The sequence below is a fragment of the Pseudomonas pichavaramensis genome (assembly GCF_050473265.1).
Classification (GTDB): Bacteria; Pseudomonadota; Gammaproteobacteria; order Pseudomonadales; family Pseudomonadaceae; genus Aquipseudomonas.
Map to the genome: position 1 here is coordinate 70,474 of NZ_JBJKFJ010000001.1, position 20,154 is coordinate 90,627.

Consider the following 20,154-nt stretch of genomic DNA (forward strand, 5'->3'; position numbering starts at 1 on the left):
TGTTTTCGAATGTCGCGCAGTCTGCCGGGTCGGGGTGTGCGCCTGCAAGCTGCAGGCGCCAGGCTGCCACCTGCGTCAACCTTTTAAGCTGCGTTTGCTCGCAATGCAGTCCATCAGTCGCTCGCCGATGCGGGTGTCGAAGGCCGCGTCGATTTCGCGAATGCAGGTCGGGCTGGTCACGTTGATTTCCGTCAGATGCTCGCCGATCACATCGAGGCCGACGAAAATCAGCCCCTTCTCGCGCAGGGTCGGGCCGACGGCTGCAGCGATCTCGCGGTCGCGCTCGGTCAGCGGGCGGGCCTCGCCACGGCCGCCGGCAGCGAGGTTACCACGGGTTTCGCCGGCCGCAGGGATGCGCGCCAGGCAGTACGGTACCGGCTCGCCGTCGATCATCAGGATGCGCTTGTCGCCGTCCTTGATTGCTGGCAGGTAGCCTTGCGCCATGATCTGCTGTTGGCCATGCTGAGTCAGAGTTTCCAGAATCACCGAGAGGTTGGGGTCGCCCTCGCGATGGCGAAAGATCTGTGATCCGCCCATGCCATCCAGGGGTTTGAGAATGATGTCACGGTGCTGTATTGCAAACTCGCGCAGAATATCGGGGCGTCGACTTACGAGAGTCGGCGGCGTGTATTGGGGAAACAGAGTGGCGAAGAATTTTTCGTTGCAGTCGCGCAGGCTCTGAGGACGGTTAACCACCAGCACGCCGTCGCGTTCGGCCTGCTCGAGCAAGTAGGTGGAGTAGACGAACTCATTATCGAAGGGCGGGTCCTTGCGCATCAGGATCACGTCCAGTTCTGCGAGCGGCATGTCCTGCTCTGTATCGAGACTGAACCATTTTTGCGGATCGTTGAACACGTTCAGCGGTCGCAGGCGGGCTCTGGCCTGGCCTTGAGCCTGGTAGAGATCCTGCTGTTCCATGTAGAACAGCGACCAGCCGCGTGCTTGAGCGGCCAGTAGCATGGCCAGCGAACTGTCCTTCTTGAAGGAGATGCTGGCAATCGGATCCATGACGATTCCGAGACGAAGGCTCATGGGGGAAATCTCCGCGAGATAAAGAGTGAGGGCCGGGTTGGCCTACCGAACAATGGCTGTCAGGGTGGCGTTGGCCGGGGGCTTGGTCAAGGGTTGGTACTGCCCTGGCGGGCTTATAGATTGCATCTGGAGAGTGTGCTAAAAAGGCCCGACGATTGGCTCAAGGCCAATCGGCGACTGGGCCTCAGGCATACTGATTAAGCGAATATAACGACTCACCGAGGCGATGGTAGGGCGAACATGGAACAGCATTCCGAGGGTTTGAAAGTGATGGTGATCGACGATTCGAAAACGATTCGTCGCACCGCGGAAACTCTGCTGAAAAAAGTGGGTTGTGATGTCATCACTGCGGTCGATGGCTTCGATGCCCTGGCCAAGATTGCCGACACTCACCCGAGCATCATCTTTGTCGACATCATGATGCCGCGTCTCGATGGGTATCAGACCTGTGCCCTGATCAAGAACAACAGTGCTTTCAAGTCCACTCCGGTGATCATGCTGTCCTCCAAGGACGGTCTGTTCGACAAGGCCAAGGGGCGGATCGTTGGTTCCGATCAATATCTGACCAAGCCTTTCAGCAAGGAAGAGCTGCTCGGAGCGATCAAAGCCCACGTGCCGGACTTCACCCCGGTGGAACAAGCCTCCTGACGTACCGGCCTGCAGGGCCTGTATGCCTCTTCTGTATTGGGAAACACCATGGCTCGAATTCTGATTGTTGATGACTCCCCGACCGAGATGTACAAGCTGACGGCTATGCTGGAAAAGCATGGCCATCAGGTGTTGAAGGCGGAGAACGGCGCCGATGGCGTTGCCCTGGCGCGCCAGGAAAAGCCGGATGCGGTGCTGATGGACATCGTCATGCCCGGTCTCAATGGTTTTCAGGCTACTCGCCAGCTGACCAAGGATGCCGAGACCAGCCACATTCCGGTGATCATCGTTACCACCAAGGATCAGGAAACCGACAAGGTCTGGGGTAAGCGCCAAGGCGCCAAGGACTACCTGACCAAGCCGGTTGACGAGGATACCTTGCTGAAAACCCTCAATGCGGTGCTGGCCGGCTGAGGCCGGGCAGTTCGCGAAGCAGATAAAAAAAGGCCAAGGCCGGCATGGCGCACGTGCAGACACCTTTCCAGATTCTCCTCGAAATCGACCAGCGTTGCCGGGCCCTGGCGGCCGGTCTGCCGTCGCAGCAGGCCGCAGTGCAAACCTGGAGCGGTATCGGCTTTCGCATGGGCGAGCGGTTTTTCGTTGCGCCGATGGGGGAGGTAGGCGAGGTATTGCACGAGCCACGCCACACCCTGCTGCCGGGTGTGAAAGGCTGGGTCAAAGGGGTGGCCAACGTGCGTGGCCGCCTGTTGCCGGTGATGGACCTGTGCGGTTTCTTCGGCAATGAACTTTCGCCGCTGCGCAAGCTGCGGCGGGTGCTGGTGGTCGACCACCAGGAGATCTTCGCTGGCCTGACGGTCGACGAGGTTTTCGGTATGCAACATTTCCCCGTGGATGCATTTTCAGAACAGTTGCCGCCTCTCGAGGCGAGCATTGCGCCGTTTATCCACGGTGTTTTCCAGCGAGAACAACCCTGGTTGGTATTCAGCCCTCATGCGTTGGCGGCTGACCCGGGGTTTCTCGATGTTGCCTTTTAAAAGATTTTCGGTTGGGCCGGTTCTTCCGGCTCTTTGGCGTTACATGGGAACCGTAGTGCGGTCGGTCCAGGCGGGGGCCAGATAATGAAGAAACTCAATGCAGGCAATTTGTTGGCCGGGGCACGTAGTAGCACGCTAATTGCGGCGCTGTTCGTCGTGCTCATCGTATCCATCGTGCTGTTGTTCGCGAACTTCGCCTACATCAACACGCAATCCAACTACGATACCGAGTACATTGGCCACTCCAGTGAGCTGCGCGTACTCTCCCAGCGTATCGCCAAGAACGCCACCGAGGCCGCGGCAGGTACTGCTGAAGCATTCGGGCTGCTGCGTGACGCGCGTAACGACTTCCAGCAACGCTGGGGTTACCTGACCGACGGTGATGCGAGCAGCGGCCTGCCCCCAGCGCCGGAGTCCGTGCAGGCGCAGATGACCGCAGTGCAGCAGGACTGGGATAGCCTGCGACAGAACACCGACGCCATTCTGGCCAGCGAGCAGACCGTATTGTCGCTGCACCAGGTAGCGGCAACCCTGGCGGAGACCATTCCGCAGCTGCAGGTCGAGTACGAGGAAGTGGTCGACATCCTGCTGGAAAGTGGTGCGCCGGCGGCTCAGGTTTCCGTGGCCCAGCGTCAGTCGCTGCTGGCGGAACGTATCCTGGGTTCGGTGAACAAGGTGCTGGCCGGTGACGAGGATTCGGTACAGGCCGCCGACATGTTCGGCCGCGACGCCAGTCTGTTCGGTCGTGTACTGGCTGCGATGCTCGAAGGCAACGCGGCGATGGAAATCACTCAGGTGACCGACGAGGAAGCGCTCGAACGTCTGGCCGAGATTTCCGAGCTGTTCGAATTCGTATCCGGTTCGGTGGATGAGATCCTTGAAACCTCGCCGGAACTGTTCCAGGTGCGTGAGTCGGCGAACTCCATCTTCACCGTGTCGCAGACCCTGCTGGACAAGGCGTCCGAGCTGGCTGGCGGTTTCGAAGATCTGGCCGACGGTCGTGCCATCAATACCCTGTTTGGTTATGTGCTGGGCGCCCTGGCGCTGGGCTCGATCATTCTCATCGGTCTGGTGATGGTGCGTGCAACCAACCGTCGTCTGGCCGAAACCGCCGAGAAGAACGAGCGTAACCAGGCGGCGATTCTGCGTCTGCTCGATGAAATCGCCGACCTCGCCGACGGTGACCTGACCGTGGCTGCGACGGTAACCGAGGACTTCACCGGTGCCATCGCCGACTCCATCAACTACTCCATCGACCAGCTGCGTGACCTGGTAGCGACCATCAACCTGACCGCCGTTCAGGTAGCCGGTGCTGCCCAGGAAACCCAGGCCACGGCGATGCACCTGGCCGAGGCTTCCGAGCACCAGGCGCAGGAAATTGCCGGCGCTTCCGCGGCGATCAACGAAATGGCCGTGTCGATTGACCAGGTATCGGCGAACGCCAGCGAATCGTCCGCGGTAGCGGAACGTTCGGTAGCGATCGCCAACAAGGGTAACGAGGTGGTGCACAACACCATCACCGGCATGGATAACATCCGTGAACAGATCCAGGACACCTCGAAGCGGATCAAACGCCTCGGTGAATCGTCCCAGGAGATCGGTGACATCGTTAGCCTGATTAACGACATTGCTGACCAGACCAACATCCTCGCACTGAACGCCGCGATCCAGGCCTCCATGGCCGGTGATGCGGGCCGCGGCTTCGCCGTGGTAGCGGACGAGGTACAACGCCTCGCAGAACGTTCCTCGGCAGCGACCAAGCAGATCGAGGCGCTGGTAAAAACCATTCAGACCGACACCAACGAAGCCGTTATCTCCATGGAGCAGACGACCTCCGAAGTGGTGCGCGGGGCCCGCCTGGCGCAGGACGCCGGTGTGGCACTGGAAGAGATCGAGAAGGTATCGAAGACCCTCGCGGCCCTCATCCAGAACATCTCCAACGCTGCACGTCAGCAGGCCTCTTCGGCCGGCCACATTTCCAACACCATGAACGTGATTCAGGAAATCACCTCGCAGACGTCCTCGGGTACCACCGCTACCGCGAAGAGCATTGGTAACCTGGCCAAGATGGCCAGTGAGATGCGCAAGTCGGTGTCCGGCTTCACCCTCCCGGACGCCTGATAAAGGAGTGCGGAGGCTGGCGTCAGCTTCCGCGACATGGCCATGACTCAGGGCGAAGGTATGCAGTCAGCGGGCGTATGGGCATTGCGCCCAGTGACCGATATGTCGCAAGCCGATTTCCATGACTGGCAGGCGCTGCTCGAGGCGCGCACCGGTGTGGTGATCAGCGAGCAGAGACGTGCCTTTCTGCAGACCAATCTGAGCTCGCGGATGCGTGAACTGGGCGTCACGGACTACGCCAGCTACTACCAACAGGTTACTGATGGCCCGCGTGGCGCGGTGGAGTGGTCGACCCTGCTGGATCGTCTGACCGTGCAGGAAACCCGCTTCTTCCGCCATCAGCCATCGTTCGAAGTGCTGTCACAGTACCTGCAGGAGCGTTTGGCTGCGGGGCTGAGCAAACCCTGGGAGTTATGGAGTGTGGGTTGCTCCAGTGGTGAGGAACCCTACTCGTTGGCGATTCAGGCTGCCGAGACACTGCAGGGCAGTGAGTTGCCCGAGCATTTCGCGGTCACCGGCACCGATATCAGCCAGGGGGCGTTGAGCCGGGCGCGTGAGGCCTGTTATTCGGCGCGGCGCCTGGAGCAGGTGAGTGATGAGCTGTGCGAGCGCTATTTTCTTGCGCAGGCAGACGGACGTTTCAAGGTGGTACCGAGCCTGGCCGCTCGTGTTTGTTGCGCCAAGCTCAATGTGCTGGAACTGGCCAAGGCGCCAATGTCCGGCATGGATGTGATTTTTTGTCAGAACTTGCTGATCTATTTCCGCCGCTGGCGTCGCCGCGACATCCTCAACCGCCTGGCCGAGAGCCTGGTGCCGGGTGGCCTGCTGGTCGTAGGCGTAGGCGAGGTAGCCGGTTGGCAGCACCCGCAATTGGTGCCGGTGGCCGACGAGCGAGTTCTGGCGTTTACCCGCAAGGGATAAGGCCAAGTTTATGAGTGGAGTGGCTATGGGTGATCGGCATGATTATGTCGCCCTGGAGTGGGTAAAAGGCGAGATCGGGGAAACCCTGAAGCAGGCGCGGCAGGCCCTGGAGGCGTTCGTCGAGAACCCGCAGGACCCCACGCGCATGCGCTTCTGCCTGACCTACGTGCACCAGGTTCACGGCACCTTGCAGATGGTCGAGTTCTACGGCGCTGCGCTGCTCGCCGAAGAGATGGAGCAGTTGGCCAAGGCGCTGATGGAAGGTCGCGTCGCTAACCAGGGCGAGGCCCTGGAAGTGCTGATGCAGGCCATTCTGCAACTGCCGGTATACCTCGACCGCATCCAGACCGCACGCCGCGATCTGCCGATGGTCGTGTTGCCACTGCTCAATGACCTGCGTGCCGCCCGTGGCGAGAAACTGCTGTCGGAAACCAGCCTGTTCTCCCCGGACATGTCCGTGCGCCTGCCGGCACTGCCAGAAGGCGGCCTGGCCCGTCTGCGCACCGCCGAGTTGCCGGTACTGCTGCGCAAGCTGCGGCAAATGTTGCAGATGGCCCTGGTCGGCGTAATCCGTAACCAGGATTTGGCCACCAATCTGGGTTACATGGCGCGGGTATTCGCCCGCCTGGAAAACCTGTGCAAGGACGCTCCGCTGGGTGGCCTGTGGCAGATCGCTTCCGGCCTGATCGAAGGCCTGGCCAATGGCAGTGTGGTCAATGGCACCTCGGTGCGTACATTGCTGCGTCAGGTCGACAAGGAGCTCAAGCGCCTGGTCGAGCAGGGCGCCGACGGAATCAATCAGTCCGCTCCCGATGAGCTGACCAAGAACCTGCTGTTCTATGTGGCCAAGGCGCCGGCGCAGTCGCCGCGTATCCGCACCCTGAAAGAACAATACCGACTCGACGAGGCCCTGCCCGACACCGAAGTGGTGGACGAGGAACGTGCCCGCCTGGCCGGCCCTGATCGAGATGCCATGCGCTCGGTGGTGGCCGCCCTGTGCGAGGAGCTGGTGCGGGTCAAGGACAGCCTCGATCTGTTCGTACGCAGCGATCGCAGCCACCCAGGTGACCTGGATGCCCTGCTGGCGCCGCTCAAGCAGATCGCCGACACCCTGGCGGTGCTTGGCTTTGGTCAGCCGCGCAAGGTGATTCTCGATCAGATCGACGTGATCCATGGTCTGTCCCTCGGTCAGCGTGAACCGAATGATGCGGTGCTGATGGATGTGGCCGGTGCATTGCTTTACGTCGAGGCGACGCTGGCCGGTATGGTCGGCCCAAGCGATGACGGCCAGAACGAGCAGAGCCACCTGCCGACCACCGACGTGGCGCAGATCCATCAGTTGGTCATCAAGGAAGCGCGCAATGGTCTCGAGCAGGCCAAGGACGCGATCATCGAATTCATCGCCTCGCAGTGGAACCACGAGCATCTGGCCCGTGTGCCTGAGCTGCTGACCCAGGTCCGTGGTGGCCTGGCGATGATTCCGCTGCAACGCGCTGCCGATCTGCTCAACGCCTGCAACCGCTATATCCAGGAGCAGCTGCTGGCGCGCAAGGCAGTGCCCAACTGGCAGAGCCTGGACACCCTGGCCGATGCCATCACCAGCGTCGAGTACTACCTCGAGCGTCTGGCCGAAGACCATGGCACCCAGGGCGATCTGATTCTCGACGTTGCCGAAGAAAGTCTGGAAACCCTGGGTTATCCCCTCAAGGAAAAGCCTTCGATTCTTGACCGCGTCGAGCCGGAGGAAGAAACGCTGGCGCCGTTGGCCGATCCGTTGCAGGAAATCGAGCTGCTGGGCGCCGAAGATGAACTGCTGGAAGAGCCACTGGCCGAGATCGCGCCCCAGGTCGATGATCTCGACGTTCAGCCTGCCGCTCTGGAATTGCCGGATAGCGAGGCGGAGCTGCCGGCCGTCAGCGACTCTGGCGACGGTTTTACCTTCGAACTGGCAGAGCTCGATGAGCTGCCATCGCTGCAGGATGACGAGCTTGCCCCCGCCGCCCTGGTCGAACTCGAACCTGAGCCCGAAGAGCTGAGTCTCGAGCAGCTGGCCGAGGTGCCGCAGTGGGATGAGCTGGAACTGGCCGAGCTGGAACTGCCGGAAGTCGAGCTACCCAGTGCCCCTGAGGTTCCGCCACAAGCCGTTGAAGCGGATGCAGACAAGCCGCTGTCCATGGCCGACGTCATGGCGGCACCGGTACAGGCGATCAACCCGCCAGCCGCCGACGTTCCGCCCAGCCTGCTGCCGCCACCTGCCGACGAAGAGCCGGTGGATGAGGAGCTGCTGGAAGTCTTCATCGAAGAAGCCGGTGAGGTACTGGAAACCATCGCCGAGTACCTGCCGCAGTGGCAGGCCGATACCGACAACAAGGATGCGCTGGTTGAAGTGCGACGTGCCTTCCATACCCTCAAGGGCAGTGGGCGCATGGTGCGTGCGCTGGTCATCGGTGAGCTGGCCTGGTCCATCGAGAACCTGCTCAACCGTGTGCTGGATCGCAGCATCGAACCGAATGCGCCGGTGCAGCAGGTTGTGCTCGACGTCGTCGCCCTGATGCCGGCGCTGGTCGACGAGTTCGCCGCCAAGGCCCAGCGTCAGCGTGACGATGTCGATCTGCTGGCGGCCACGGCGCATGCGCTGGCCAAGGGGCAGACGCCCCCAAAATCTGACGCCCCGGCCGCCCCGCAGGTAGCCGAGCCCGAGGGCGTAATCGAAGCTACCGCCCCCATCGATGAGCACGATCTCGATGGCGAGCCCCTTGACCCGCAGTTGCTGGAGATCTTCCGCAACGAGGCCGAGACGCATCTGGACACCCTGGTCGGCTTCCTTGCCGATTGCGCGCAGGAACTGCCGCAACCAGTGACCGACGACCTGCAACGGGCCCTGCACACGCTCAAGGGCAGCGCATACATGGCAGGCATCCTGCCGGTAGCGGAAATCGCCGCACCGCTGGAAAAGCTGGTCAAAGAGTTCAAGACCAACCTGATTCAGGTCGATCTTGCCGCCGCCGAGTTGCTGAGCAGTGCTGAAGGCCTGTTCCGTATCGGTTTGGACAATCTGGAAAGCCAACCGCTGGCGGCGATTCCTGGTGCCGAAGCCTTCCTCGCCCGTGTTCAGGCGCTGCACCAGGAGCGCCTTGCCAGCGCCGAGGAGGAGCGCAGTGGGGAAAGTGGCGAGAGCCGTGATCCGCAACTGATCAGCATCTTCCTGGCCGAAGGCATGGACATCCTGCTGGATGCCGAGGATCTGCTGCGCAAGTGGCGTGAGCATCCGTCCGAGCGACAAGAGCTGTCAGAGCTGCTGGAAGAGCTGACGACGCTTGGCCGTGGCGCGGAAATGGCCGAACTGCCGCAAATCGACGAGCTGTGCGAAGCCCTGCTGGACATCTATGGCGCCGTCGAGGAAGGCAGCCTGGCGGTCAGCGAGCGGTTCTTCGATGAGGCGGAGAAAGCCCACGAAGCACTGATCGGCATGATGGATCAGGTGGCCGCGGCGCTGCAGGTCAGCGCTCAGCCTGAACGCGTAGAGGCGCTGCGTCAGCTGCTGGCCGAGGCCATCGACCCGAATACCCTGGCTTTGCTGTCGCCCGATGCCCAAGGTCTGGAAGTTGTCGAGCTAGATCAGGCCACTGCCGAACTTGAGCAGGCCGAACAGAATGAGCAGCCAGCTGCGAGCGATACGCCCAGCGAGCCGGAGTTGGCGGAGGAAGTGTTCGAGCCCGAGCCCGTGTTCGAAACCGAGCCGAGTTTCAGCCCGGTCGAGGCCGACCTCGACGAGGAAATGGTCGAAATCTTCCTCGAAGAGGCCGTCGATATTCTGGAAAGCGCAGGACAGGCGCTGGAACGCTGGCTGAGCGAGCCGGACAACACCATGCCGCTGTCATCGCTGCAGCGCGATCTACACACCCTCAAGGGTGGTGCGCGCATGGCCTCGATTCGCCCGATTGGCGATCTGGGGCATGAGCTCGAATCCCTGTATGAAGGTCTGGTCGACCGCCGTTACAACTACTCACCGGCGCTCGGCAGCCTGCTGCAACAGAGCCATGACCGACTGGCGCAGATGCTCGACCAGTTGCAGGCGCGTCAGCCGCTGGTTTCGGGGGACGACCTGATTCAGGCAATCCGCCAGTTCCGCCAGGGCGGTCCGGCACAGAGCCTGTCGGCAGCGGTAACCCAGGTCGAGGCGCCGATGCCCGACGAGCAGCCGTTCAACGCAGCTGACGAAACGGCCGAACTCGACTTCGATAACGATGACATTCCGCCTCTGGCCCTGGTCGAGGACGAAGTCGTTCTCGACGATGTCATGGAGGTACCGCTCGAAGAGCGCCTGCCTGTCGTCGATGAAGTGGAGCCGGAGCTGCCAGTAGAGCAATTGCCGCCGCTGGTCGAGACTGTTGCCGAGCCCGAGCCCGAGCCCGAGCCCGAGCCCGAGCCCGAGCCCGAGCCCGAGCCGCAGGCCTTGTCCAACTGGCATGAAGAACGTGATCCCGAGCTGGTGGAAATCTTCCTTGAGGAAGGTTTCGACATCATCGAAAGCGCCGGTGCTGCTCTGCAGCGCTGGATGGGCGACGTCGACAACAGCCTGGAGCTGGAGGCCCTGCAGCGTGATCTGCACACCCTCAAGGGTGGCGCGCGCATGGCCGAGATTCGCGAGATCGGCGACCTGGCTCATGAGCTGGAGTTCCTCTACGAGGGGCTTGGCGGCGGTCGCCTGCGCGCCAGTCCCGAGCTGTTCACCCTGCTGCAAAGCTGTCATGACCGCCTGGCAGAAATGCTCGAAGCGGTGCGGGGCCAGCGTGCAGTGCCTTCGGGTGAGGACCTGATCGAGACGATCAAGCGTTTCCGCGCCAACCCCGATGAACAGTTGAGCATGCCATCGGCCGTTCAGCTCAAGGCGGTGGTCGAGAGCGATGCGGCGGATGAGGCTGATAGCGACATCCTCGATATTTTCCTCGAAGAGGCCGATGACCTGCTCGAGACGATGGAAGCGGCTATCGGGCGTTGGGAAGAGCAACGCGACGACAGTGCCTCGATCGACGAAATGCTGCGCATCCTGCACACCCTCAAGGGCGGTGCACGCCTGGCCGGGCAGAAGCGCCTGGGCGATATGAGTCACGACCTCGAACAGCATCTGGGCGAGGCGTTGCAGCAGGGCGCGCCTTGGCCGGAAAGTCTGTTCCTCGACGTACAGTCCGGTTTCGAAGGTCTGCAGCAGGAACTCGATCTACTGCGTCAGCGCCTCAGTGCCAGTCTGGCCGATGAGCCGGCTGCACAAGCTACCGAGCAATCTGACCCGCCTGAGGTCAGCAAGCTGCCGGTGCTGACAGACGCATCGATAGTCGCGGCCAGCGACGCCCCGACGCAACTGCAGGCGCCCAAAGTGCTGCCGTTCGTGCGCCGTGCCGAAGAGGCCGCTGCCGAAGCAGCCTCACGCCGTGCGCCGCAGGAACTGGTGAAGGTACCGGCCGAGCTGCTTGAAGGCCTGGTCAACCTGGCGGGTGAGACCTCGATCTTCCGTGGTCGCGTCGAGCAGCAGGTGAGTGACGTCAGCTTCACCCTCAGCGAGATGGAAGCGACCATCGACCGCGTACGTGATCAGTTGCGTCGTCTCGACACCGAGACCCAGGCGCAGATTCTCAGCCGCTATCAGGCCGAGGCCGAGCGTGCCGGTTACGAAGACTTCGACCCACTGGAAATGGACCGTCACTCGCAACTGCAGCAGCTCTCGCGGGCGCTGTTCGAGTCCGCGTCCGACTTGCTGGATCTGAAGGAAACCCTGGCGGCGAAGAACCGCGACGCCGAGACGCTTTTGCTGCAGCAGGCACGGGTCAACACCGAGCTGCAGGAAGGGCTGATGCGCACGCGCATGGTGCCGTTCGACCGCCTGGTGCCGCGTTTGCGTCGTATCGTGCGGCAGGTGGCGGGGGAGCTGGGCAAGCAGGTCGAGTTCGTCGTCGGTAACGCCGAAGGGGAAATGGACCGTACCGTGCTCGAGCGCATCGTCGCGCCGCTGGAGCACATGCTGCGCAACGCCGTCGACCACGGTATCGAAATGGCCGATGTGCGTCGCGCTGCCGGCAAATCCGATACCGGTACCATTCGCCTCAATCTCGGTCGCGAGGGCGGCGATATCGTCCTCACGCTGGATGACGACGGCGGTGGTATCCGTCTGGAAGCCGTGCGGCGCAAGGCCATCGAACGTGGCCTGATGAATGCCAACAGCGACCTGAGCGACCACGAGATTCTTCAGTTCATTCTCGAGGCCGGTTTCTCCACCGCCGAGAAGGTCACGCAGATTTCCGGGCGTGGCGTCGGTATGGATGTGGTGCACTCCGAGGTCAAGCAGCTCGGTGGCTCGATGAGCATCGACTCGACTCTGGGGCTGGGCACGCGCTTCACCATCCGTCTGCCGTTCACCGTGTCGGTCAACCGCGCGCTGATGGTCTACTCCGGCGAAGACCTGTATGCGATTCCGCTGAACACCATTGAAGGCATCGTGCGTGTGTCGCCCTACGAGCTGGAGGCCTACTACGCGCCGGACGCGCCGCGCTTCGAGTACGCCGGTCAGGCCTACGAACTGAAGTACCTGGGCGACCTGCTGAACAATGGTCAGCATCCCAAGCTGGTGGGGCAGAGCCTGCCGCTACCGGTGATTCTGGTGCGTTCCAGCGAGCACGCGGTGGCGGTACAGGTGGACAGCCTGGCCGGCTCGCGCGAGATCGTGGTGAAGAGCCTCGGCCCGCAATTTGCCGGGGTGCACGGTATCTCCGGTGCGACCATCCTTGGTGACGGTCGTGTCGTGGTCATTCTCGATCTGCTGGCGACCATCCGTGTGCTGCATGCGCACTTGCTGACTCAGTTGACTCCACGACTGGCCACGCGTCAGGTGGCGGCCAGCGAAGAGACCGAAGTCGATCGTCCGACCCAGGTCATGGTGGTGGACGACTCGGTCACCGTGCGCAAGGTCACCAGCCGTCTGCTCGAGCGTAACGGCATGAATGTGGTCACCGCCAAGGACGGGGTGGATGCCATCGCCCAGCTGCAGGAGCACAAGCCGGACATCATGCTGCTGGATATCGAGATGCCGCGCATGGACGGTTTCGAGGTCGCCACCCTGGTGCGCCATGACGAGCGTCTCAAGGATCTGCCGATCATCATGATCACCTCGCGTACCGGTGAGAAGCACCGCGAGCGGGCCATGTCCATCGGCGTCAATGAGTACCTCGGCAAGCCCTATCAGGAGTCCTTGCTGCTTGAGACCATCGCTCAGTTGGTGGACAGCCATCGGGTCAAACGGACATGACAGACAAATCCGCAGCGCGCATCGCAGTAATCGCCGACACTTCGCTGCAGCGCCATGTGCTGCAGCAGGCGTTGGCTGGTGGCGGTTATCAGGTCGTGCTCAACAGCGACCCGGCGCGCCTCGACGAGGAGGCGTTGGCCGCCTGTGAGACCGACCTGTGGTTGGTCGACCTGGCTCAGTCGGAAGATTCGCCTCTGGTCGACAGCCTGCTGGAGCGCGCCAGTGCACCAGTGCTGTTCGGTGAGGGGCATGCACCGGAGCGACACTCGGAGAATTATCCGCGTTGGGAGCGCAGCCTGTTCGGCAAGCTCAAGCGTCTGGTCGGCGATCCCGCACAGGCAGTTGGGCCCAGTCTGCAGGCCCTTTTGGATGAAGCGCAGCGACCCAGTCGTCTGGAGTTGCCGCAGGCCTTGGCCGATACGCCACTGAAAGCCGGTGAACCGGCGCGCCAGGTCTGGCTGCTGGCAGCCTCTCTGGGGGGGCCGGCTGCGGTCAAGGCGTTCCTCGATGCACTGCCCGGCGGGCTGCCCATCGGGTTCATCTATGCCCAGCATATCGATGCCAGCTTCGAGGCTGCCTTGCCACAGGCCGTAGGTCGTCACAGCCAGTGGCATGTGAATTCGGCGCGCCAGGGCGACTCGGTACGTTGCGGCGAGGTCGTTGTGGTGCCTATCGCCCATGAATTGGGCTTCGCCGAAGACGGAGCGATGCAGATCGCCGAGCGAGGTTGGCCCGAGCCGTACAGTCCGTCCATCGATCAGATGATGCTCAATCTGGCGCAACAGTTCGGTGCCCAGTGTGGCGTCATCGCCTTCAGTGGTATGGGCAGTGACGGCAGTGCTGCCGCCGCGTACGTCAAACGCCAGGGCGGGGTTATCTGGACCCAGCGAGGCGACAGTTGCGCCTGCCCGAGCATGCCCGACAGCCTGCGCGAGGGCGGCTACAGCAGCTTCAGTGCCGATCCGCGTGAGTTGGCCGTGGCGCTGGTCAATCACCTTGCTGAACATTGCAGTTGATCGGGGTTGTCCCCGTATAGGACGTATTCATGAGTCAAGCCGTCGCCACCCAGAACACTGCAGCTAACCTGACGGGGCTGCTCGTGCCGCTGGCCGACCGCACCCTGCTGCTGCCCAACGTGGCAGTGGCTGAGCTGATTCCCTATCGCGCTCCGCAAGTCATCGAGGGGGCGCCGGCCTGGTTCCTGGGCCAGATCGCCTGGCGTGACCTGCGTTTGCCGCTGCTATCGTTCGAGGCTGCCAGTGGTGGTCAGGCGCAGATTGCCAACGGCGCGCGGGTTGCTGTGATCAACGCACTGGGTGGCCGACCCAAGGTCAAGTTCATCGCCTTGCTGGTGCAGGGGATTCCGCGCTCATTGAAGGTGGGTAGCGATCTGGCGGCGGCTGATGTCGAGTTGGCTGCGCTGGAGTTGGGCGCGGCGCGCGTCGCTGAGGATGTGGTGCGTATCCCTGACCTGATGGCCCTGGAGCAGATGCTCGCCGATGCCGGCCTGATCTGAGTCGCACCGCCCGGCGCACAACGCTCCAATGAAAAGCCCCGGCACATGGCCGGGGCTTTTCTTTATGCCGCTAGCGAACGCAGTTAGCGTTGCGCATCAGGCTCTGCAGCTTCGTTTTTCTTTTCTTCTACCAGATTGTCTTCCGAGGTATGGCTACCCCAGTAGTCGGCGTTCTTGATGCCGAGCTTCTCTGGATGGAATACCGGGTCCTTGCCTTCGTCCTGCTGCTGCTCGTAGTCCTTCAGGCACTTGTAGGCGATTTTGTGCATGAGCAGGATGGCGATGATGTTCAGCCAGGCCATCAGGCCTACACCGAGGTCACCCAGATCCCAGGCTACGGTGGCGCTACGCACGGTGCCGTAAACGGTCGCGGCGATGATGCCGAACTTCAGCAGCAGGGTGAGGATAGGACGCTTCACCTTGCGGTTGATGTAGGCGATGTTGGTTTCAGCGATGTAGTAGTAGGCCAGGATGGTGGTGAAGGCGAAGAAGAACAGGGCGATGGCAACGAAGGCGTTACCGAAGCCGGGCATCATGTTCTCCATCGCGGTCTGCACGTAACCCGGGCCGGCGGCGACGCCAGCGATACCGGTGAACAGCGCGCTGCCATCGGGAGCCTGCACGTTGTACTGACCGGTGATCAGCAGCATGAAGGCAGTCGCCGAGCAGACGAACAGGGTGTCGATGTAGACCGAGAAGCCCTGTACCAGGCCCTGCTTGGCCGGGTGGCTGACGGCTGCCGCGGAGGAGGCGTGCGGGCCGGTGCCCTGGCCTGCTTCGTTGGAGTAGACGCCACGCTTCACGCCCCACTGGATGGCCATGCCGATGATGGCACCGAAACCGGCCTCGAGGCCGAAGGCGCTACGGAAGATCAGTGCGATCACTTCCGGCAGCTTTTCGATGTTCAGCAGGATGATCACCAGGGCGACCAGGATGTAGCCCAGCGCCATGAACGGCACCACTACCTGGGTGAAGTGAGCGATACGCTTCACGCCGCCGAAGATGATCAGGCCGATCAGAATGGCCAGCAGCGCGGCGGTGACGGTCGGCTCGATGCCGAATGCGGTTTGCGCACTGGAGGCGATCGAGTTGGCCTGTACGCCCGGCAGCAGCAGGCCGCAGGCGAACACGGTAACCACGGCGAACAGCCAGGCGTACCACTTCAGACCCAGGCCTTTCTCGATGTAGAAGGCCGGGCCACCACGGTATTCACCGTTGAGCTTTTCCTTGTACACCTGGCCGAGGGTGGACTCGACGAAAGCCGAGCTGGCGCCGAGGAAGGCCACCATCCACATCCAGAAAATCGCGCCCGGGCCGCCGAAGGTGATGGCGGTGGCCACACCCGCGATGTTGCCGGTACCGACGCGACCAGCGAGGGTCATGGTCAGAGCTTGGAAGGAGGAAATGCCGTGTTCATCGGTCTTGCCGGTGAACATCAGGCGAATCATTTCTTTGAAGTGGCGGACCTGGAGGAAGCGGCCGCGCAGGGAGAAGTAGAGACCAACGCCGAGACATAGATAGATCAGCGCCGGGCTCCAGACCAGACCGTTGAGGGTCGAGACCAGTTCGTTCATGCAATGCTCCTGGGCATGCGGCCGCCTTTTGGGCAGGGCCGAAACCCGTTGATTTGTTATTGGAAGAGGTACAACGCTGCAAGGCGCCGGCCTCCGCCGGGCGCGGGTTGCTGGTGAGCGGGTCGCGCATGCGGCGCGCAGAGCATGACAAAGACTGCCCGTCTTGCAATCTCTTGAGGTCACATTTTGTTACGCCAAGGCGACATTTTACGCCTGGAGGTCGCCCCACAGCTGCTGGGCGATGCTCAGCGCCACCACCGGAGCCGTTTCTGTGCGCAGAACGCGTGGTCCTAGACGGGCTGCATGAAAACCGGATTGCTTCGCTTGCTCCACTTCTGCATCGCTCAAACCGCCTTCCGGTCCGATCAGGAAGGCCAGACTTTGAGGCCGGTCATGGCTTTGCAGGGGGGCGGCAACCGGGTGCAGCACCAGCTTCAGGTCGGCATCGGTCTGCTGCAGCCAGGCGCCGAGCTCCAGTGGCGGGTGGATCACGGGCAACACCGAGCGGCCGCACTGCTCGCAGGCGCTGATCGCCACCTGGCGCCAGTGAGCCATGCGCTTGTCGGCCCGCTCGTCCTTCAGGCGCACTTCGCAGCGCGTCGAGACGATTGGCGTGATTTCCGTCGCGCCCATCTCGGTGGCTTTCTGGATCGCCCAGTCCATGCGTTCGCCGCGCGACAGGCCTTGCCCCAGGTGAATGCGCAGCGCGGACTCGGCCAGGCCATCGAGGGCCTCGCGCAGCTCTACGCGCACGCTTTTCTTGCCCACCTCGATCAGCTCGCCCAGGTACTCGCGGCCGCTGCCGTCGAACAGTTGTACGGCATCGCCCGCGGCATGACGCAGTACGCGGCCGATGTAGTGGGCCTGAGCTTCGGGCAGCTCGTGCTGGCCGAGGGAGAGCGGGGCATCGATGAAGAAACGGGATAGGCGCATGTGGGCAGCTGCAGGCGGCAAGTTCGAAGCGGCCAGTTTAAAGCGCTGCTGAGCGCTGCGCACCCTACGGCAAGTACGCTGCTTTTCCGTAGGGTGCGCAGCGGGTTTCGCTTGTGCCTACTCAGCCCGGATCGCGATGATCGGGGAAGCGATTGTCCACCGCGACGCTCACCGACTCACGCGTGGCGATATCGATCCCTTCGCTGGCCACTTCGGCGAGGAAGTCGATCTGCTCAGGGCTGATCACGTAAGGCGGCAGGAAATACACCACGCTGCCCAGCGGGCGTAGCAGGGCGCCACGTTGCAGCGCGTGCTGATAGACGCGCAGGCCGCGACGTTCCTGCCAGGGGTAGGCGGTCTTGCTGGGCTTGTCGGCGACCATTTCGGTGGCCAGGGCCATGCCGGTCTGGCGCACTTCGGCGACATGCGGGTGGTCGGCCAGGTGCGCCGTTGCGCTGGCCATGCGCGCAGCCAGGGCCTTGTTGGCTTCGATGACGTTGTCCTGTTCGAAGATGTCCAGGGTCGCCAGCGCGGCGGCACAGGCCAGCGGGTTGCCGGTGTAGGTGTGCGAATGGAGGAAGGCGCGCAGGGTGGCATAGTCGTCGTAGAACGCCGCGTACACGTCATCGGTGGTCAGCACCGCGGCCATCGGTAGGTAGCCGCCGGTGAGCGCCTTGGACAGCACCAGGAAGTCCGGGGTGATGCCGGCCTGTTCGCAGGCGAACATCGTCCCGGTGCGGCCGAAGCCGACGGCGATCTCGTCGTGGATCAGGTGCACGCCGTAGCGGTCGCAGGCCTCGCGCAGCAGCTGGAGGTACACCGGGTGGTACATGCGCATGCCGCCGGCGCCCTGGATCAGCGGCTCGACGATCACTGCGGCAACTTCGTGGTGATGTTCGGCGAGGGTTTGTTCCATGTGCGCGAACATTGCGCGTGAGTGCGCTTCCCAACTCACGCCTTCAGGGCGCAGGTAGCAGTCCGGGCTGGGCACCTTGAGGGTGTCGAGCAGCAGCGCCTTATAGGTGTCGGTGAACAGCGAGACATCGCCCACCGACATCGCCGCCACGGTTTCGCCGTGGTAGCTGTTGCTCAGGGTGATGAAGCGCTTCTTGTTAGGAGAGCCGCTGTTGAGCCAGTAGTGGAAGCTCATTTTCAGCGCGACTTCGATGCCGGACGAACCATTATCGGCGTAGAAGACCTTGTTCAGGCCGGCCGGGGTGATCTGCACCAGACGCTCGGAGAGTTCCACCACCGGGGCGTGGGTGAAGCCGGCAAGCATCACGTGTTCGAGGCTGTCGAGCTGCTCGCGGATGCGCGTGTTGATGCGCGGGTTGCCGTGGCCGAAGACGTTGACCCACCAGGAACTGACCGCGTCGAGATAGCGCTTGCCGTCGAAGTCTTCCAGCCACACGCCGTCACCGCGGCGAATGGGGATCAGCGGCAGGCGCTGGTGATCCTTCATCTGTGTGCAGGGGTGCCACAACACGTCGAGGTCGCGCTGTATCCAAAGGTCGTTCTGGCTCATGAGAAATCTCCCGCTGTTCGGCGGCACAGCCTACCAGAAGCTGCCGGCGGGTATGGGCATGCCGCTGGTCCGGCGTATTCGTACGTTCAGGTCATGGCTGAGAACTTTGTTCTGGCGGCAGCGCACCAAACCAACTGGCTTGAGATGATTAAAAGGAAATATCGCATTTCCCGATGTTTCATAGCGAAATTTTCCGCTTTAAGTCGATATATTTGCCGTTAGTCTTGCTCGGAAATTGAATTAGGAAGCCCCCATGCAATGGCGCAATACCTCTGCTCGTTACGGTCTGGTCAGTGTGCTGCTGCACTGGCTGGTGGCACTGGCCGTATTCAGCCTCTTTGCCCTCGGCTTCTGGATGGTGGGGCTTAGCTACTACGACCCCTGGCGGCAGACCGCACCGGATGTGCACAAGAGCATCGGCATCGTGCTGTTCGCGGTGATGCTGCTGCGCGTGCTGTGGCGTTCGTTCAACCCGGCGCCGGCCGCTCTGGATAGCCATGGTGCGTTCACCCGCCTGGCTTCCAAGCTGGGCCACGGTGTGCTCTATCTGGGGCTGTTCGGCGTGATGATTTCCGGTTACCTGATTTCCACCGCCGACGGTCGCGGTATCGAGGTTTTCGGCCTGTTCAGCGTGCCCGCGACCCTGACCGGCATCGAACATCAGGAAGACATCGCCGGTGACATTCACGAGTACCTGGCTTGGGGCCTGGTTATTTTCGCCGTGGTACACGGCCTGGCAGCACTCAAGCACCATTTCATCGACCGCGACAGCACCCTGCTGCGGATGTTCGGGCGCTGAAGCATTTAACAATCGGGCCTAGGCCCATCTAGATCGACAACCTAGCAAGGAGAACACCCCATGTTGAAGAATGCCCTCGCTGCACTGGTTCTGGGTTCTGCTCTGATTGGTGGTCAGGCCATGGCGGCTGACTACGTCATCGACAAGCAAGGCCAGCACGCCTTCGTCAATTTCAAGATCAGCCACCTGGGTTACAGCTGGCTGTACGGCACCTTCAAGGACTTCGACGGCAAGTTCAGCTTCGATGCTGCCAGCCCTGAAGCCAGCAAGGTCAGCGTGACGCTGAAGACCGCCAGCGTCGACACCAACCACGCCGAGCGTGACAAGCACATCCGCAGCGCTGATTTCCTCAACGCCAGCAAACACGATACCGCGACCTTCGAGTCCACTTCGGTCAAGTCCACTGGCGAAGGCACTGCCGACGTAACCGGTAACCTGACCCTCAATGGCGTGACCAAGCCGGTCGTCATCGCGGCCAAATTCATCGGTGAAGGCAAGGACCCGTGGGGCGGCTACCGCGCCGGTTTCGAAGGTACTACCACGCTGAAGCTGAAAGACTTCGATATCGCCATGGATCTCGGCCCGGCGTCGGAAACCGTCGAGCTGATCATTTCGGTCGAAGGCATTCGTCAGTAAAGAAAGCGGCCGCTAGGGCCATCGGTGCGCATGGTGCACACACTACGTGCTGAGCGCAGGCTTCACCCTAGGGTGCGCCGCGCGCACCGGTTTCAACGATTTACGCGCAGTTAAACCCTGGCACCAACAAAAACGCCGCCCGATGGGCGGCGTT

14 protein-coding genes are annotated in these 20,154 nt (G+C 62.2%); 10 read left to right on the top strand and 4 right to left on the bottom strand.

Annotation, left to right across the window (positions count from 1 at the left end):
* Nucleotides 1–75: 75 nt before the first annotated feature.
* Entirely contained in the window at nucleotides 76–1,032 is a 957-nt protein-coding gene (gene gshB, locus ACJRW5_RS00310; protein WP_484568550.1) for a glutathione synthase, read from the bottom strand.
* Between the two features lie 240 nt (nucleotides 1,033–1,272).
* On the opposite strand from gshB, the gene pilG reads away from it, so the two are divergent.
* The 8 genes from pilG to ACJRW5_RS00350 all read left to right on the top strand — a co-directional run bounded on the left by pilG (nucleotide 1,273) and on the right by ACJRW5_RS00350 (nucleotide 14,533).
* Nucleotides 1,273–1,680 (top strand): twitching motility response regulator PilG, encoded by a 408-nt coding sequence (pilG, locus tag ACJRW5_RS00315; RefSeq protein ID WP_003458788.1) that lies wholly within the window; start codon nucleotides 1,273–1,275, stop codon nucleotides 1,678–1,680.
* Between the two features lie 48 nt (nucleotides 1,681–1,728).
* Nucleotides 1,729–2,094, top strand: a complete 366-nt coding sequence (gene pilH, locus ACJRW5_RS00320) for a twitching motility response regulator PilH (RefSeq protein ID WP_013713612.1) — start codon at nucleotides 1,729–1,731, stop codon at nucleotides 2,092–2,094.
* A 44-nt stretch (nucleotides 2,095–2,138) separates the two neighbouring features.
* Entirely contained in the window at nucleotides 2,139–2,675 is a 537-nt protein-coding gene (locus ACJRW5_RS00325; protein ID WP_484568551.1) for a chemotaxis protein CheW, read from the top strand.
* An 84-nt stretch (nucleotides 2,676–2,759) separates the two neighbouring features.
* Entirely contained in the window at nucleotides 2,760–4,796 is a 2,037-nt protein-coding gene (locus ACJRW5_RS00330) for a methyl-accepting chemotaxis protein (RefSeq protein ID WP_484568552.1), read from the top strand.
* A gap of 60 nt (nucleotides 4,797–4,856) precedes the next feature.
* Entirely contained in the window at nucleotides 4,857–5,717 is an 861-nt protein-coding gene (locus tag ACJRW5_RS00335; RefSeq protein ID WP_484569128.1) for a protein-glutamate O-methyltransferase, read from the top strand.
* A 25-nt stretch (nucleotides 5,718–5,742) separates the two neighbouring features.
* Complete coding sequence (locus ACJRW5_RS00340; protein WP_484568553.1) at nucleotides 5,743–13,017, top strand: Hpt domain-containing protein; 7,275 nt, start codon at nucleotides 5,743–5,745, stop codon at nucleotides 13,015–13,017.
* Nucleotides 13,014–14,033, top strand: coding sequence for a chemotaxis protein CheB (locus ACJRW5_RS00345; RefSeq protein ID WP_484568554.1), 1,020 nt, complete (start codon nucleotides 13,014–13,016; stop codon nucleotides 14,031–14,033). Before ACJRW5_RS00340 ends, ACJRW5_RS00345 begins: the two co-directional genes overlap by 4 nt.
* 29 nt (nucleotides 14,034–14,062) lie before the next feature.
* Nucleotides 14,063–14,533, top strand: coding sequence for a chemotaxis protein CheW (locus ACJRW5_RS00350; protein ID WP_484568555.1), 471 nt, complete (start codon nucleotides 14,063–14,065; stop codon nucleotides 14,531–14,533).
* Nucleotides 14,534–14,616: 83 nt separating this feature from the next.
* Here ACJRW5_RS00350 and ACJRW5_RS00355 read toward each other — a convergent pair whose 3' ends face one another.
* The 3 genes from ACJRW5_RS00355 to ACJRW5_RS00365 all read right to left on the bottom strand — a co-directional run bounded on the left by ACJRW5_RS00355 (nucleotide 14,617) and on the right by ACJRW5_RS00365 (nucleotide 18,565).
* Complete coding sequence (locus ACJRW5_RS00355) at nucleotides 14,617–16,107, bottom strand: alanine/glycine:cation symporter family protein (protein WP_484568556.1); 1,491 nt, start codon at nucleotides 16,105–16,107, stop codon at nucleotides 14,617–14,619.
* A 207-nt stretch (nucleotides 16,108–16,314) separates the two neighbouring features.
* Nucleotides 16,315–17,040 carry a 16S rRNA (uracil(1498)-N(3))-methyltransferase gene (locus tag ACJRW5_RS00360; protein ID WP_484568557.1) on the bottom strand — a complete coding sequence of 242 codons (726 nt, stop codon included), beginning with the start codon at nucleotides 17,038–17,040 and terminating at the stop codon, nucleotides 16,315–16,317.
* 121 nt (nucleotides 17,041–17,161) lie between these two features.
* Nucleotides 17,162–18,565, bottom strand: coding sequence for an adenosylmethionine--8-amino-7-oxononanoate transaminase (locus ACJRW5_RS00365; RefSeq protein ID WP_484568558.1), 1,404 nt, complete (start codon nucleotides 18,563–18,565; stop codon nucleotides 17,162–17,164).
* Between the two features lie 253 nt (nucleotides 18,566–18,818).
* Between ACJRW5_RS00365 and ACJRW5_RS00370 the strand changes: the two genes are divergently transcribed.
* Both ACJRW5_RS00370 and ACJRW5_RS00375 read left to right on the top strand, forming a co-directional pair.
* Nucleotides 18,819–19,364 carry a cytochrome b gene (locus ACJRW5_RS00370; RefSeq protein ID WP_484568559.1) on the top strand — a complete coding sequence of 182 codons (546 nt, stop codon included), beginning with the start codon at nucleotides 18,819–18,821 and terminating at the stop codon, nucleotides 19,362–19,364.
* Between the two features lie 60 nt (nucleotides 19,365–19,424).
* Entirely contained in the window at nucleotides 19,425–20,000 is a 576-nt protein-coding gene (locus tag ACJRW5_RS00375) for a YceI family protein (RefSeq protein WP_484568560.1), read from the top strand.
* The last annotated feature ends 154 nt before the right edge of the window (nucleotides 20,001–20,154 follow it).